At 77.4% G+C, this 14,992-nt stretch carries 12 protein-coding genes; 3 read left to right on the top strand and 9 right to left on the bottom strand.

All coding sequences use genetic code 11. The features are described from left to right. Positions 1-41: 41 nt before the first annotated feature. The 6 genes from ACZ34W_RS01540 to ACZ34W_RS01515 all read right to left on the bottom strand — a co-directional run bounded on the left by ACZ34W_RS01540 (position 42) and on the right by ACZ34W_RS01515 (position 5,838). Positions 42-977: a hypothetical protein gene (locus ACZ34W_RS01540; protein ID WP_329487413.1), complete on the bottom strand. Its 936-nt coding sequence runs from the start codon at positions 975-977 to the stop codon at positions 42-44. Positions 978-1,187: 210 nt separating this feature from the next. After that, the gene (locus ACZ34W_RS01535; RefSeq protein ID WP_465600655.1) at positions 1,188-2,204 is read right to left on the bottom strand and encodes an N-acetylmuramoyl-L-alanine amidase; all 1,017 of its coding nucleotides are present in this window, start codon (positions 2,202-2,204) and stop codon (positions 1,188-1,190) included. A gap of 7 nt (positions 2,205-2,211) precedes the next feature. Next, positions 2,212-3,468 carry a hypothetical protein gene (locus tag ACZ34W_RS01530; protein WP_465600652.1) on the bottom strand — a complete coding sequence of 419 codons (1,257 nt, stop codon included), beginning with the start codon at positions 3,466-3,468 and terminating at the stop codon, positions 2,212-2,214. A gap of 245 nt (positions 3,469-3,713) precedes the next feature. Then, positions 3,714-4,367, bottom strand: coding sequence for a class I SAM-dependent methyltransferase (locus ACZ34W_RS01525; RefSeq protein WP_329487410.1), 654 nt, complete (start codon positions 4,365-4,367; stop codon positions 3,714-3,716). 91 nt (positions 4,368-4,458) lie between these two features. Beyond that, positions 4,459-5,316, bottom strand: a complete 858-nt coding sequence (locus ACZ34W_RS01520) for a M48 family metallopeptidase (RefSeq protein ID WP_465600648.1) — start codon at positions 5,314-5,316, stop codon at positions 4,459-4,461. Between the two features lie 27 nt (positions 5,317-5,343). After that, positions 5,344-5,838 carry a hypothetical protein gene (locus ACZ34W_RS01515; RefSeq protein WP_465600645.1) on the bottom strand — a complete coding sequence of 165 codons (495 nt, stop codon included), beginning with the start codon at positions 5,836-5,838 and terminating at the stop codon, positions 5,344-5,346. A 152-nt stretch (positions 5,839-5,990) separates the two neighbouring features. On the opposite strand from ACZ34W_RS01515, the gene ACZ34W_RS01510 reads away from it, so the two are divergent. Beyond that, the gene (locus ACZ34W_RS01510; RefSeq protein ID WP_329487408.1) at positions 5,991-7,088 is read left to right on the top strand and encodes an alcohol dehydrogenase catalytic domain-containing protein; all 1,098 of its coding nucleotides are present in this window, start codon (positions 5,991-5,993) and stop codon (positions 7,086-7,088) included. A 109-nt stretch (positions 7,089-7,197) separates the two neighbouring features. On the opposite strand, the gene ACZ34W_RS01505 is transcribed toward ACZ34W_RS01510, so the two are convergent. The 3 genes from ACZ34W_RS01505 to ACZ34W_RS01495 form a co-directional block, all read right to left on the bottom strand. Further along, positions 7,198-7,377 carry a hypothetical protein gene (locus ACZ34W_RS01505; protein WP_465600641.1) on the bottom strand — a complete coding sequence of 60 codons (180 nt, stop codon included), beginning with the start codon at positions 7,375-7,377 and terminating at the stop codon, positions 7,198-7,200. A 276-nt stretch (positions 7,378-7,653) separates the two neighbouring features. Beyond that, entirely contained in the window at positions 7,654-9,657 is a 2,004-nt protein-coding gene (locus tag ACZ34W_RS01500; protein WP_465600638.1) for a S9 family peptidase, read from the bottom strand. After that, on the bottom strand, positions 9,654-12,773 hold the full coding sequence (locus ACZ34W_RS01495; protein WP_465600635.1) for a class III lanthionine synthetase LanKC N-terminal domain-containing protein: 3,120 nt from the start codon (positions 12,771-12,773) through the stop codon (positions 9,654-9,656). Before ACZ34W_RS01495 ends, ACZ34W_RS01500 begins: the two co-directional genes overlap by 4 nt. A gap of 614 nt (positions 12,774-13,387) precedes the next feature. On the opposite strand from ACZ34W_RS01495, the gene ACZ34W_RS01490 reads away from it, so the two are divergent. Together ACZ34W_RS01490 and ACZ34W_RS01485 are read left to right on the top strand one after the other, a co-directional pair. Continuing rightward, positions 13,388-14,224 carry a Nif3-like dinuclear metal center hexameric protein gene (locus tag ACZ34W_RS01490; RefSeq protein WP_359802822.1) on the top strand — a complete coding sequence of 279 codons (837 nt, stop codon included), beginning with the start codon at positions 13,388-13,390 and terminating at the stop codon, positions 14,222-14,224. Between the two features lie 23 nt (positions 14,225-14,247). Next, the gene (locus ACZ34W_RS01485) at positions 14,248-14,991 is read left to right on the top strand and encodes a zinc ribbon domain-containing protein (protein WP_465600630.1); all 744 of its coding nucleotides are present in this window, start codon (positions 14,248-14,250) and stop codon (positions 14,989-14,991) included. Position 14,992 lies beyond the last annotated feature (1 nt).

Genomic DNA, 14,992 nt, shown 5'->3' with positions numbered 1-14,992 from the left:
AGTTGATCCGGTCCCGCCCCTTCGTCGTGCGTGGCGGTGCGTCAGCCGCGCTGGATGCCGGTGGTGTCGGCCAGCAAGCCCTGGGAGCCGTCCTGGAGCTGGGCGACCAGCGCGGCACCGCGCTGCTCGACCGCCAGGTACCAGGTGCCCGGGACGAGTTCACCGACCGGGGCGCCGGCCGGGTTGTCCTTCGGGGACAGCTGGCGCGGCGCCGGGACGGCGAACCAGAACGGCGCGAAGTCGGGCGCCGGAGCCTGCTGGGCCTGGGCCGGCTGCGCCTGGGTGGGCGCCGGGGCCTGGTGCGCGGCCTGCTGGGCGGCGGCGTGCTGCGCGGCCTGCTGCTGGGCGGCGTCCTGCGGCTGGCCGGCCTGCGGGGCCGGGTAGCCGTAGCCGCCGGGCTGGCCGCCGAACGCGGGCGACTGCACCTGCTGCGGGTCCTGGCCCGGGGCCGGGTAGCCGTACTGGCCGGGCTGGCCCGGCTGCGGGGCCGGGTAGCCGCCGGGGTAGCCCTGCGGGACGGCCGGCTTGTCGGTGACCAGCGGGGCCTTCAGCGCGGGCACCAGCGGACCGGCCGCGGCGGCACCGGCGAGGACCAGGAGCGAGATGACGGCCAGCCAGGCGCCGAAACCGTGGTCCAGACCCTTCGGGCCACCGCCCAGGGCCCAGATCGAGGTCCAGAGCGCGGCGACGGCGAACGCGATGCCCCACTGGTCCAGCCGCAGGCCGAGCACCTGGCGGGTGGCGGCGGCGGCGCCCTGGAAGCGCTGCACCAGGATCAGCACGGCGGAGAGGATGCCGAGCAGGAAGACCGAGGGCAGCACGGGGAACAGGACGCTGTCCCAGGCGTTCTGCGACGTGTCGCCGCAGTACCTGCCACTGCAGTCCACGGTCCAGTACGGCAGGAAGGAGGCGATGAAGAGCAGGACGGCCGCACCTGCGACGGCGGCGTCTCCCCTGGTGAGAGCGCGCAGATTCACTAACGTTCCCCTCGTTGGTGTGTCGTGGACGGCGGTTATCTCGCGGTCGGCTGACCGGTCCGGAAAAGTCTGAACGGACCAGAAGCCTAGGGCCAACCGCCTCGCGGGTGCACAGCGGGCTCGGGAATGGGGCGAAGTCGTTGCAAACTGCGCGCGCCCGGTCCCTTGCTGTCCACCTTCCGGCGGCGCGGGCCGGGCCGCCCGGGCCGACTACCGCGTGGTCAGAAAGGCCGTCAGTGCGTCGGCGATCCCCTGGGCGGCCTGCTGGCGCCACTGAGGGTCCGTCATCCTTCTGGCGTCGGTCGAATTGCGCATGTTACCGCACTCGATGAACACCTTGGGCACGGTCGAGAGGTTCAGCCCGCCGAGGTCGGAGCGGGTGTCCAGACCCTGGCTCGCGATGTAGTCGGCGTACGGTTCGCCCGTCGCCGCGTGGAAGCTGTCGCGCAGCAGCAGGCCGAGCCGGTGCGAGGGCGCGACGATCGCGGAGTTGTCCGCCGTGCCCGCGACCACCTTGGCGGGCATGATCACGTGGAACCCGCTGCCGCCGGGCGGGCCGCCGTCCCCGTGCACCGAGACCGCCGCGTCGGCGTGCGCGGTGGCGCCCGCCTTCGCGCGCGCGTCGATGCACGGGCCCCAGGACTGGTCGCCGTCCTGCACCAGGACGACCGTCGCGCCCCGGGCGGTGAGGATCGCGCGGGCCCGGCGGGAGACGTCCAGGGTGTACTCGGCCTCGCTGTACCCGGCGTTGGTGGAGGTGCCGGTGGTGTCGCACTCCTTGCGGGCGTTGCCGATGTCGACCTGACGGTTGATCTCGGTGGTGTGCGCGGCGTTGCCGGGGTTGTGACCGGGATCGAGCAGGACGGTCCGCCCGGCCAGCGCGGTGGCGGACCCGGCGCTCTCCGAGGCCGTCGGAGCGGTCGTCGGGTCGGCTGTCGGAGTGGCCTGGGCGACCGTCGGCGGGTCGGCCGACGCGGTGGGGGCCCCCGGCGGGGCGGTGTCCGCCGGTGCGGAGAACGGCGCCGCGGAGAACGGCCCCGACGGCGGGGCGGCGGCCCCGGCGGCGTGGGCGGCCCCGGTGTCGTCCCGGCCGCGGTCGGCGACGGCCTGCCAGCCCAGCCAGCCGGCCAGGCAGAGCGGCACCAGGACGGCGGCCACGGTCGTGGTGCGCAGCAGCCGGGAGCGGCGCGGCGGTTCGTCGTGCGGAGCGGCGGTGGTGCGGGTCACGGGTGGTTCAGATCCTGTCCTGGGTGCGCGCGGTCAGGCCGTACGGGTCGGCGATCGCCTTCCACTTCGTCACGAAGTCCCGCTTCGCCTGGGTGGCCTGCGGGTTGAGCTCGTCCGCGTGCTTCTTGTCGGCGGTGTTCGGGGCCGAGCCCGAGCAGCCCTGGGCGGAGACGGCACGGGCCCAGCTGGCGTACGCCCGGTCGATGTCGGCGGACAGCTGCCAGGCGGACTTCAGCGACTGCACCGCGTCCGCGCCGCCGGGCAGGTCGGTGACGGTCAGCGTGGCGAGCTTGGCGAGCAGCTGGTCGCGCTGCTTGGCGCCGCTGTCGAAGACCTGCGCGGCACTGTCGATGTCGGCCTTGGCGGGGCAGCTGCTCACCTTGGCGACCGCGCTGCCGATCGGCGCCTTCGCGCTCTCGCCCTGGGTCAGCAGCTCGTCCAGGGCCTTGGCCTGCTCCGGCGCGCCCGGCCCGGCGGCGCCGGCGGTCGGGCTCGCGGAGGCGGACGCGGTGTCGCTGGCGGCGGGGCTCGGCGCGCCGGACGATCCGTCGGGGCCCGGCGCGGGCGGCGGGTTCCCGGCCGTGCTCTGGCCGGCGCTCGCGGAGGGAGCCGGGGCGGCGCTCCGGTCGGCCGGGTCGTCCTTGCCCTTCGCGGCCCACAGGATGCCGCCGCCGAGGGCCAGGACGAACAGCAGCGCGAAGGCGATCAGCAGCGGGGCGCGCCGGTTGGCCGGGCGGTCCTCGGCGTCGAGGTCCTCGTAGTCCGTGGCGTAGTCCGGCTGCTGGTACGGCGGATACTGCTGGGCCGGGTACCCGGGGTACTGCTGGGGGTACGGGCCGGCGTCGTACGGGGGCTGGGCCTGCGGCTGGGCCGGGGGCGGCGGCGGGTAGCCGTAGCCGCCGCCGGCGGGGCCCTGGGGGGCCGCGTGGCCCGGGAAGCCGGACGCGGGCGGCTGCGCTCCGGTGGGCGGGGCGGGGTGGCCCTGGCCACCGGCCAGGTACGGGCGGGCGGCCAGCGGCGGGCCCTGGTCGCCGACGCCGCCCGCCGTGGGCGGCTGCGGCGGGAAGGGCGACGGGCCGGGCGGCTGCGGCGCCTCGCCGGGGCGGCCGGGCGCGGGAGGAACCGGCCGGGCGGCGGCGGGCGGAGCGGCCGGGGGCTGGGCCGCGCCGGGGGCGGGCTGCTGCGGTCCGCGCACCCAGCCGCCGGCGCCGCCGCGCGCGGTCGGATCCCAGACCGCCGGAGCGGTGTTCTGCTGGTCCGTCATTGCTGGCCCCCACCGTCCGCCCGGTCGCTCTGCCTGGTGCTGTGCCGCTGTCGTCGGCGCGCGTGCGCCGCGCGGACACCGTACCGTTCGAACCCCCGCCCGACAGCCCCGGCACGACGTTAGAGCATCCGTGATCGGCTGGGGGCCGGTCCGACGATCTCGTCGGGCCGGCCCGGTGTTCGAGCGCGGCGTTCGACGGCGGCGCTCGAAGGGCCGGGCCGGGCGGGGCTCCGCGGCCCGGTCGCTCAGCCGCGGGAGCGGCGCAGGACCCGCAGCGAGCCGGTCACCGAGACCTCCTCGAAGCCCTCGGCGAGCGCCCGCAGGTAGACCCGGTACGGCGCCTGGCCGCCGTCCGCCGGGTCGGGGAAGACGTCGTGCACCACCAGCAGGCCCTCGGGGGCCAGGTGGCGGGCCCAGCCCTCGTAGTCGCCGGTGGCGTGCTCGTCGGTGTGGCCGCCGTCGATGAAGACCAGGCCGAGCCGACCGCCCCAGAGCGCCGCGATCTGCGGCGACCGGCCGACCAGGGCGACCACGTGGTCCTCCAGCCCGGCCGCGTGCAGGGTGCGGCGGAACCGGGGGAGCGTGTCCATCCGGCCCACCTCCTGGTCCACCAGCGTCGGGTCGTGGTACTCCCAGCCGGGCTGCTGCTCCTCGGAGCCCCGGTGGTGGTCGACGGTCAGTGCCACCGTGCCCGCCTCCCGGGCGGCGGCGGCCAGCAGGATCGCCGACCGCCCGCAGTAGGTGCCGATCTCCAGCACCGGCAGCCCGGTCCGCCGGGCCGCCGTCAGCGCCGCCGCGTACAGGGCGAGGCCCTCGTCCACCGGCATGAACCCGGTCGCGCCCTCGAAGGCCGCCAGCACCTCGGGTGCGGGGCGCGGGTTCTCCAGGAGGTCGGACATGGTGCAGCTCCCTTGCCGGGTGATTCGGTGCTCGTGCTCGCCGTCGGACCCTACTGGACGGTAGGCCGCGGCGCCCGTCCCGGGCGGATCCTCAGCCGGCCAGCAGGGTGCGCGCGATGCGGACGCGGTGCGGCGCCAGCTCGGCGGCGATGGCGGCGGTCTCGGCGGGCGTCGTCGTGACGGCGGCCGGCAGCTCGGGGCCCCGGTCGAGGAGGGCGAGCCGCAGGTGGGTCGGCGGGTGGGTGGGGTCCACCGCGCCCCGCTCCAGGGCGGAGCGGCGCAGCAGGCGCTCGTGCTCCAGCGCAGGGACGTCGGCGGCCTGGTCGCGCAGCCGCTCCCAGAACGCCTCGGGGGCGGCCGCCGTCCGCGTGGACGGCGCCGCCGGGGCGTGCTGCGGACCGCGGCGCGACGCACGGGGCCGGCTCTGCAGCTCCGCGCGTGCCCGGGCCGCCGCCGTCTCCACCGCCTGGCCGAGCAGCAGGGTCCGCAGCAGGCGCCGGGCCGCCCCGGTGGACGCGGTGCGGGCGGCCAGCGTGTCCGCGTGGTACTCGGCCTGCTGCCCGGCGCGCGAGGTCAGCCGGTCGAGCAGCCGGAGCAGCGCCAGCAGCAGCCGGGCGACGCCGCCGAGCAGGACGACGAGGAGCAGGTCGGTGAGCTGGAACAGCAACTGCAGCCCCACCGCGTCCCGGTAGTGGCCGCGCGGACGGGTGAGGTCGTACCAGTGGGCGAGCGCGTCGATCGCCGAACCGAGCCAGAGGCCCTGCCGGTGGTCGCCGTTGACCCGGTGGCCGAACTCGTGCCCCAGCAGGGCGATCCGCTCCTGCTCGCCGAGCACCTCCCAGAGCGGCAGACCCAGGGTGAGCACCGACCGTCGGCGCAGCCCGACCGCCCCCATGCTCGCGTTGAACGCGCCGTCGACCCGGATCACGCCGACCGGCCCGGCGCCCACCTCGGCGGCGACGCGGTCCGCCAGGCCTTAGAGGGCGGGCGCCTCGGCACGGTCCAGTACGCCTTCGCCGCGCGGGGTCCGGCCGAGCCGGGGCCGGAGCAGGACCGCCAGGGCGAGGACTGCCGCGCCCAGACAGCGGAGCGGGGTGTTGCCGGTGACGAGCAGCCACAGGCCCCAGCCGCACAGGGCCGCGGTGGTCAGGTGGACCACGCCGGCGATGACCGAGGCGGCCAGCCAGGCCCGCTGCCCGACGGCGGCCGGCCGACCGGCCGCGATGTCCTCGTAGAGCCGGTCGGTCCGGGCCGTCGCGGCCGCCGCGTGCCGGGCGGCCGCGACGGCCCGGCGGGTGGCGGCGGGCGCGTCCGCCGGCTCGGGGGACAGGTTCCATTCGCACTGCGGGCACCAGACGGCGAACCGGGGGTCGGCGTCGACGGGGGCGGCGCAGCGCGGGCAGTCCTGCGGTGCGGCGCCGGTGGCGGCGGGCGCGGCCCCGGTGGGCGTGGGTCTGACGGGTGTGGACACGGCGGGTGATCATGCCAGGGGTGCGGCGCCGGAGGCCAACCGTGTCACGGGCCGGCAGTCCAGGGGCGAATGGAACGTGTTCTACTCCGCCCGGGTGCGTCGTGCCAGAATCGGCCCCGACCACCGACCGAGGCGAACCGGGAGCAAGCTCCATGCGCGCAGCCATCCTGCACAAGACCGGCCAGGACACGCTCGACGTCCGCGACGACGTGGTCGCGACCGGCTTCGGCCCCGGCAAGGTGAGGGTCCGCCTGCGGGCCGCCAGCCTCTGCCACTCGGACCTGTCGGCGATGAGCGGCGTCCTGCCGCAGCCCGCGCCGTTCGTTCCCGGCCACGAGGGCGCCGGCGACGTGGTGGAGGTCGGCGAGGGCGTGGCCGACGTCCGGGTCGGCGACCGCGTGGTGCTCTGCTGGATGGCGCCCTGCGGCCGCTGCGCCCACTGCGAGCGCGGGCGGGGCCACCTCTGCGTCGCGAGCCTGCGCCGGCTCGGCGCGCCGGGCTTCCGGTTCGGCGGCGACGGCGTCTCGGGGGCGCCGGTGGAGGCCTCCGGCTTCTACGGCACCGGCGCGTTCGCCGAGGAGGTGGTGGTCGACCGCGACGCCGTCATCACCGTCCCCGCCGACCTGCCCTACGAGCTGGCCGCGCTGATCGGCTGCGGGGTGACCACCGGCATCGGCGCCGCCGTGCACACCGCCCGGGTCGAGCCCGGGGCCTCCGTCGCGGTGATCGGCGCGGGCGGCGTCGGGATCGCCACCGTGCAGGGCGCCCGGGTCTGCGGCGCCGGCCGGATCGCCGTGGTGGACCCGGTCGCCTCGCGCCGGGAGCGGGCACTGGCCTTCGGCGCCACGGAGGCGCTGGCACCCGACGAGCTGAAGGCCGCCGCGAAGGCCCTGCCGGGCGGCGGGTTCGACTACGTCTTCGAGGCGGTCGGCCGCTCGGCCACCGTCCGGGCCGGGTACGACGCGGCGCGGCGCGGGGGCGCGGTCGTGGTGATCGGCGCCGGCGCGCAGGACGACCGCGCGCAGTTCACCATGGGCGAGCTCTTCTTCAACGAGAAGCGGCTGCTGCCCTCGCTGTACGGCGGTGCCTCCGTGCCGCGCACCATGGCGCTGGTGGTGGAGCTGTGGCGGGCCGGGCGGATCGACCTCGCGGGCATGGTCACGCACCGGGTCCCGCTGGCGGACGTCAACGAGGCCGTCGCGCAGATGCGGGGCGGCGAGGCGCTGCGCACGGTCGTCACGCTGGACTGAGCGGCGCGGGCGTCGGCGGTGGAGCCGGGGCCGCCCGGGAGGCCGCCGTGACGCGACAGGGCCCGCCGGCGCACGCGGCGGGCCCTGTCACGAAGGACGGCGGGCTGCGTCAGCCCCGCGCGGTGCCCAGGCCGAGGCGGTGCCGGCCGTGCGGATCGGCCTCGGGCCTGTCGTCGGGGGCGGAGGGGCCCCGGTGGCGACCGTGCGACGCGCTGTCCTCGGCCGTGGTCCCGTCGGCGTCGGTCCCGGTGATCGCGGGTCCGGTGGTGTCGGTGAGGGTGTCGGACATCAAAATCGTCTTCCGTGCGAGGGGCGGGTGGTTCGGCGCCGGCTGGCACCGCGGACGCGGTCGGGCGCGTGACCGGGCGCCTGGACCGCGCCAGGGCCGGTGATCACGGCCCGCGCCCCGGCCACCCTAACGGCCGGAACGGGCGGGATCCTATCGAGATCACGAGGGGCACCCGGGGAGCGGCGCGGGCGCTCGGTGTGTTCCCGGAACGGCCTCCATCCGCCGTCCCGGGTACCGCCCCGGGCCATCGGCCCGGGAGTCTGTGAGATCCGGCGGCTAGCCCGGCCGACCGGTGCGCAGGAAGCCGGCCAGCAGCTCGTGCAGCACGGCCGCGCCCTCCTCGGCCAGCACCTCGTGTCCGGCCCCGGCCGCCTCGACGTACCGGAAGTCGGCGCCCTCGGTACGTCCGATCCGCAGCAACTCGTGGCGCAGCGCGCGGGACTGGCTCACCGGGACGACCTCGTCCCGGTCGCCGTGCACCATCAGCAGGGGTGCGCGGAGCCGGTGCGCGAGCTGGAGGACGTCGCGCGGGCCGCGGGCGTCGGCGATCGACTCGCCGCCGCCCAGCCGGGTGGTCAACGCCCTGACCGGGGTGGCCGCTTCGGCCAGCAGTCGGGCGCCGGACAGGAACGGTGCGACCACCGCGCAGCGCGCGACCTGCTCGGCGGGCGCGTGCGCGGCCGCCAGCAGGGCGAGGAACGCGCCGTAGCTGACGCCGAACAGGGCCGGTGGCTCCAGGCCGAGGGCGGCGCGCTGGCCCGCGATGCCGTCCAGCAGGTACAGGACGTCGTCGAGGTCCGGCCCGCCCCAGGCGCCTCGGATGGCCAGCGCGTGCGCCACCCCGTAGCCGGTGGAGCCGCGCTGGTTCGGCGCGATCACGGCCAGGCCGCCGGCCGCCATCCGCTGCAGGGCGGGGTCGAACTCCAGCCGCCAGGCGTCGGCCGGGCCGCCGTGCAGGGCGAGGACCAGGTGCGGGCTGCTCAGCCAGGCGTCCCCGCCGTAGACCACGGCCTCCAGCGGACCGGCCGGTCCGGCCAGTTCGATGCTCTGCGCGGAGTGCCAGCGCCCGCCGTCGCCCGGCGGGGTGCTGCCGTCCAGCTGCCAGCCGGCGGGTGAGCCGCGGGAGGCCCGCGATCCGCCGGGCTGCCACGGCAGGGCGGCGTCCCGCCAGGGGCCGGGCAGACCGGAGCCGAGTGGCGCCAACTGCAGGGGCAGCGGCACCGGTCCGGGCGCCGCCGCGATCGGACCGTGCGCCAGCAGCGTGTCCACGTCCAGGGTGGCCAGGGCGGCCGGGTGTTCGGGCGAGGAGTACGGCATGCGCAGCCCCGCGTCCGACCAGTGCCCGACCGCGCCGAGCCGCCCGGGCGGCACCGGCAGCGGGTCCAGCCGCCCGGCGGCGGGCCGCCACACGGCCAGCGCGGAGCCGGCGCCGTGGTCGATCTGGACGACCACCCGGGCCCCGTCCGGGGTGGTGCGCAGTGCCACCGGCCGCAGGAACATGCCCGCCACGTAGAGGCATTCGGGGAACCGCAGCGGCTCGCCGCCGCCGAGCAGGCCCCAGCCCAGCCGGTCGGTGCCGGGGGCGTCGCTGCGCACCATCGCGAAGCGGGTCTCCGGGTCGTACAGGACCAGCCGGTCGTTGCTGCGCTCGCCGATCTCCAGCAGCGGGGTGACCGTGCCGGTGCGCAGGTCCAGGACGACGGTGCGCACGACGCCCGCGTCGACCCGGTCGAGCGCCAGCAGGGCTCCGGTGCGGTCCAGCCAGACGCCGCCGCCGTGCAGGCCGGGGATCTCGGCGACCTGCCGGGGCTCGCCGCCGTCGGCGTACACCAGCCAGACGGTGGTGCCGGGCCGGGTGTCGGTGCCGAGCGCCAGCGCGACCGGGGTGCGGGTGCCGTCGGGCGGTGTCGCCGCGGGGAGCGGCAGCAGCCGCATCCCGGGCCGCCTGAGGGTGGCCAACGGCCGTTCCACGGTGACCGGTTCGCTGCCCGGCGCGGCGGCGGAGAGCGTCACCAGGTCGTGCCGCTCGCCGTCGTGCCGGCAGACCAGCACCGAACCGTCCGGCAGGGCGACCAGCTGGCAGCGCAGGCTCTCGGCGCGGTTGCCGGGCAGGGTCAGGGCGGTCGGTGCGGCCGGACCGGAGGCCGGCAGGGACCAGCTCTCGGCGTACCAGCCGCCGTCGGCCGCGGAGGCCAGGCAGGCGGCGTGGCTGCCATCGGTGGCGAAGGTGAAGCTGAGGCGGCGCAGGGCCTGCGTCGCGGAGCGGACGGCCACGTTCACGAGGTGCTCACCCCGTCGGATCCGGGGGGCGGTCCGCCGGCCCGGGTGGGCGGCACCGGGTCCACCCAGAGCCGGGGGCCGCCGTGCCGCAGGCGCAGCAGGAAGGCCAGCGCGCCCGCCGTCCCGGTGCCGTACGCGGCCGCGCAGCCGGTGCCGGTCTCGTCGGGCAGCACCAGGAGCCCGTCGCGGAGCGCCGATCTGGCGGCGATCAGCTGGGCCAACTCCTCGGCCCCGGAGCGGAATTCCGGCTCGCCGGTGGCGGCGGCCAGGTCCAGCAGGTACTCGCCGTTGCCGGCCAGGCCGTGGCAGGCGCTGACGCCGCAGTGCCAGCGCCCGGCCAGCACGGCCCGGCCGGCGGCGAGCGCGAGTTCGTGCGCGGTCTCGTCACCGGTGGCCTGCCAGAGCCGGAGCAGGAACGTCCCCGCGCCGGAGGATCCGCTGCACCAGTGCGCCAGCCGGACGTGCTCCGGGTCGCCCGCGCCCTGTGGCCACCAGGCCGTCGGGCGGATGTCGGCCCGGTCACCGTTCCCGGCCGCCGCCGCCTCGCCGTACCACCCGTCGTTCGGTCCGTCGAACGGCCCGCGGTGCTGTCCGCCGTACCGTCCGCCGTGCTCCCGGCGGACGGTGGCGGCGAGCGTGCGCCCGGCCTCGGCCGCGCCGTCGAGCAGAGCCCGGTCGCCGGTGGCCCCGGCGGCGGCCAGCAGGAAGGCGCCGACGCCCGCGACCCCGTGGGCGAACCCGAGGTGGGTGATCCCGGCGAGCGCCGAGTCGAACTCCTTCGGCACCGGCCAGACCACCCCCTCCGGCGTGGGCCGGGCGGCGGCCAGCAGGCCGTGCCCGCAGCGGGCGGCCCGGGCGAGGAACTCCCCGGCCGCCTCGGGTGCGGCCGTCCGGGGGTCGGCGGCGAAGCGCAGCTGGAGGAAGCCCGCGCCGGCCGCGCCGTGGCACACGTCCGGGTTCGGCCACTCGACGGCTATCCGGCGGGCGAGCCCGGCGGCGCGTCCGGCGAGGGCGTCGTCGGCCAGTGCCTCGGCGGCGTCCAGCAGGGCCCAGGCGGCGCCCGAGCGCCCGAAGTGCAGACCCGGCAGCACGACCGGCTCGGCGGCGCACCGGCGCTCGATCCACTCGACGGCCGTCCGCGCCGTCCGGCGGGACTCCTCGCGGACCTCCGCGGGCAGGCCGTCCGCCACGGCGGCCCGGGCGAGCAGGGCGAGGACGCCGGCGGCGCCGTGCTGCACGTTGCACGGGTCGGACCACTGCCCGGCGGGTACGGCGGGCCAGAGCCGGTCCCGCCGCAGCGGGGTGGCGGTGAGGGCGAGGTGGCGCAGCCCGTCGTGCAGCACCCGGTCGACCAGGGCGGTGGGGCCGGTGCGGCCGTCCGCCGGGCCGTCCGCCGGGCCGTCCACCGCGTCGTCCGCAGAGGCTGCGGCGCCCCGGTCCGCCGGCGCGTCGGCCGCGCCCGTCACGTCGCCCGCGCCCGCCGGTCCCGCAGCGGCCGTGCTCCCCGCGCCCGGGTCGTCCGGGGCGCCCGCCAGGGCGTACCGCACCCGGGAGAGGCTCCAGCGCCGCTCCGGCTCCTGCGCCCGCAGCCCGAGCACCACCGGCGCGAGCCGCCGCGCGGTGGCGCCCGAGCGGGCGGCGAGGGCCAGCCAGCGGCCGAGACGGTCGGCGACCGGCCGGGCCCGCGGCAGGTCCTCGGGCAGCAGCGGGTCGTGACCGGTGGCGAGCAGGAAGAACAGCCCGCCGAGCGCGTACAGGTCGACCGCCGGCTCGGCCACGCAGGTGCCCTCCCGGACGGTGCGGCCGGCGCCCGGGGCGTCCCTGCCGAGCGGGTCCCCGCCGAGCGCGTCCCGCCGCGACCGGCCCGCGCCCGCCGGGTCGAAGGAGCCCGGGACCAGGGCGAGGCGCCCCGGCCCCTGTTCGGGGGCCCGGTAGCCGGGGGTGCCGGCCGAGCCCGCCGCCCGGCCCGCCTCGGCGGCGAGCTCCAGGTCGACCAGCCGCAGCGACCCGTCCGGCCGTACCAGCACGTTGCCGGGGGAGAGGTCGCGCAGGACCAGCCCCAGCCCGTGCACCCGCTCGACCAGGTCGAGCAGGGCGTGCGCCAGCGGTCCGGCCTCGGCCCAGTCCACGTCGGGGCTGCCGTCCCGGCGCAGCCGGGCCGCCACCCAGCTGCCGAGCGGCTGCCCGGTGATGCGCTCCTGCACCAGGAACAGCGAGTCGTCCTGCTCGATCAGCTCGACCGGTCGCGGCGCCAGGCCCTGCCCCTCCAGCCGCGTCAGCAGCGCGGCCTCGTGCCGCAGCGCCGCCCGGGCGTCGGTGCCGGCCCGGTCCACCTCGATGTGCGCGCGGGCCTGCTTGACCACCACCTCGGCGCCGCCGTCGGTGTCCCGGCCCAGGAAGACGCCGCCCTTGGCGCTGTGCCGGATCGCCCCGGTGACGGCGTACCGCCCGGCCAGCAGCACCCCGCCGGTGCCGCGCCGGGGCGCCGCCGGCCGGGTCGCCCCGGGTCCGCGCCCCGGCGCCGTGCCGTCCCGCGGGGGAGCCGCCGGCCCCTCGGCCAGCGGGTCGCGCGCCCACGGCGGGCAGCGGTACGAGGCTCCGCGCACGTCCTCGACCCGCTCGCCGCCCGGCCCGCGCAGCATCGACCGGTAGCCGCCGTCGTTCCCCAGCTCGGCGCGGGCCGCGAAGGCGCCGTAGCGGTAGTGCACCCGGCTGCCCGGCCGGTAGGGGCGGTCGGAGAGCACCACCGGCCCGGGCAGGCCGTCGGTGGCCCGGTGCAGCGCGGCGGCCAGCCGCCGGAACTGCTCCGCGTCCGCCGGATAGACGGTGATGAACTTGCCCGCCGAACCCCGTTCGCTGTTGCGCGAGTTGATCTCGTGCAGCTGCTCCGGTCCGGCGGCGAACTTGAAGGTGCACGGGTCACCGGCCAGTACCCCGGTGACGGCGGTCAGGACGGCGCGGCCGACCGCCGACGCCGCGCTGACATGGATCTTCCAGCCCTCGTCGGCCAGTTCCGCCGCGGCCGGCCCGGCCGTGCACCAGAAGCCCTCGACGGTGACCTCCCAGTCCCCGTCGCCTCCCCGGCCCCCGGCGCCGGCCAGTGCCGCCCGCGCCACCTCCGGCCACCCGCCGGCCGCATCCGGCCGGTGGCCCGCCGATCCGTTCCCCCCGGCCGTACGCAGCGATGTGCCCGCCCCCATCCGCATTCACATCCCTTCGTCTCGGCCGGCGCCCGCCGGTGCCCACTGCTCCGGCACCGCTCGACGCACGCCGGCGGCCTGATCGGTTTCTCGGAAGTACGGGAGCGCGGCCCTGCCGCGTCCGCCGCGGGCCGGTCCGACCTGGCCCGCATCCCGGCCGGGTGCCCGTCCGGCTCCCTGGCCGAGGCAACTCCCGTTCGCAGAAGTGAAGTTACTTTCGGTTTCCGGACGGGCTCAACGCGTAGCTGGTCACTTCACTCGTAAGGGTGATCTGGGCGTGGTTTCGAATATGTGCGAGCCGGCCGATGTGTGCGGTGCCCCCGCGTGGCCGGGCGGCCACGGCGCCCGCACGGCCCGTGTCCCGGCCCGCGACCGAGCCCGCGGGCGCCCCGAGCGCTCCGAACGAGCCCCCCGACGGCGCCCCGGCGGCCGCTCGAACGCCCGGAACCGCAGGTTGACGCCGGGCCGCGGACCCCCGGGCCGGGCCCCGGGCGGCCCGGGCGCCCCCGCGCGCACGGTAGTCTCGACAGGTGCCGAAACTGTCCGACGTCATCACCGCGCTCGAAGAGATCTATCCGCCGCAGTGGGCGGAGTCCTGGGACGCCGTCGGCCTGGTCTGCGGAGACCCTCGGGCCGAGGTCCGCCGCGTGCTCTTCGCCGTCGACCCCGTGCAGACGGTGGTCGACGAGGCCGTCGAGTGGGGCGCCGACCTCGTGGTCACGCACCATCCCCTCTACCTGCGCGGCACCACCGGCGTCGCGGCCACCACGCCCAAGGGCCGGGTGGTGCACACGCTGATCCGCGCCGGCATCGCCCTGCACGTGGCGCACACCAACGCCGACCACGCCGACCCGGGCGTCTCGGACGCGCTGGCCGAGGCCGTCGGCCTGCGCGTCACCGGCCCGCTGGTGCCGGACCCGACGGACCCGCTGGGCCGGCGCGGCAGCGGGCGGATCGGCCTGCTGGAGCCGCCGCTGACCCTCGCCGCGTTCGCCGCCAAGGTCGCCGGGGGCCTGCCGGCCACCGCCGCCGGCGTCCGCGTCTCCGGTGACCCGGACCGCCTGATCGGCCGGGTCGCGGTGTGCGGCGGCGCCGGCGACAGCTTCCTCGCGCAGGCGCGCGAGGCCGGTGTCGACGCGTACGTCACCGCCGACCTGCGCCACCACCCGGCGTCCGAGGCCGCCGAGGCGGCGCCGGTCGCACTGGTCGACGCCGCGCACTGGGCCACCGAGTGGCCCTGGCTCACCCTGGCCGAGCGGGCGCTGCACGGCGCCGCCGAGCAGCGGGGCTGGGCCGTGGAGACGAAGGTCTCCCACCGGGTCACCGACCCGTGGACCGCGCACGCCCCCATGTCCTTCACCGCCTGACCCGATTCACAGGAGCTCTCCGCTTGAACGCCGCGCCCGCCGACCAGATCCGCCTGCTCGACCTCCAGGCCATCGACTCGAAGCTCGACCAGCTGGCCCACCGGCGTCGCAGCCTGCCCGAGCACGCCGAGATCGACAAGGCCACCGCCGACCACACCGCGCTCAAGGACCTCGTGGTGGCCGCCCAGGCCCAGCAGGGCGACACCACCCGCGAGCTGACCAAGGCCGAGCAGGACGTCGAGCAGGTCCGCAGCCGCTCCTCCCGCAACCAGCAGCGCCTGGACTCCGGCGCGATCACCTCGCCGAAGGACCTGGAGAACCTCCAGCACGAGATCGGCTCGCTCGCCAAGCGCCAGGGGGACCTGGAGGACGTCGTCCTGGAGATCATGGAGCGCCTGGAGTCCGCCCAGACCCGGGTCACCGAGCTGACCGCGCGCCTGGAGCACTCCACCGTCGTGCTGACCGAGGCCGAGGCCCGCCGGGACGCCGCCTTCGCCGAGATCGACGCCGAGGCCGACAAGGTCAAGCGCGACCGCGAGGCCGTCGTCGCCGTCGTCCCGGCCGACCTGCTGAAGCTCTACACCCGGCTGCGCGAGCAGCAGGGCGGCGTCGGCGCGGCCCGTCTCTACCAGCGCCGCTGCGAGGGCTGCCGGGTCGAGTTCGCCGTCTCCGACCTGAACGCCATCAAGGCCGAGCCCAAGGACGCGGTCGTCCGCTGCGACAACTGCGGCCGCATCCTGGTGCGCACCGCCGATTCGGGCATCTGAG

The organism is Kitasatospora sp. NPDC022856 (assembly GCF_055561235.1).
Note: the sequence above shows the minus strand (reverse complement) of the source record. Positions and strands in the feature narration are given on the sequence as shown.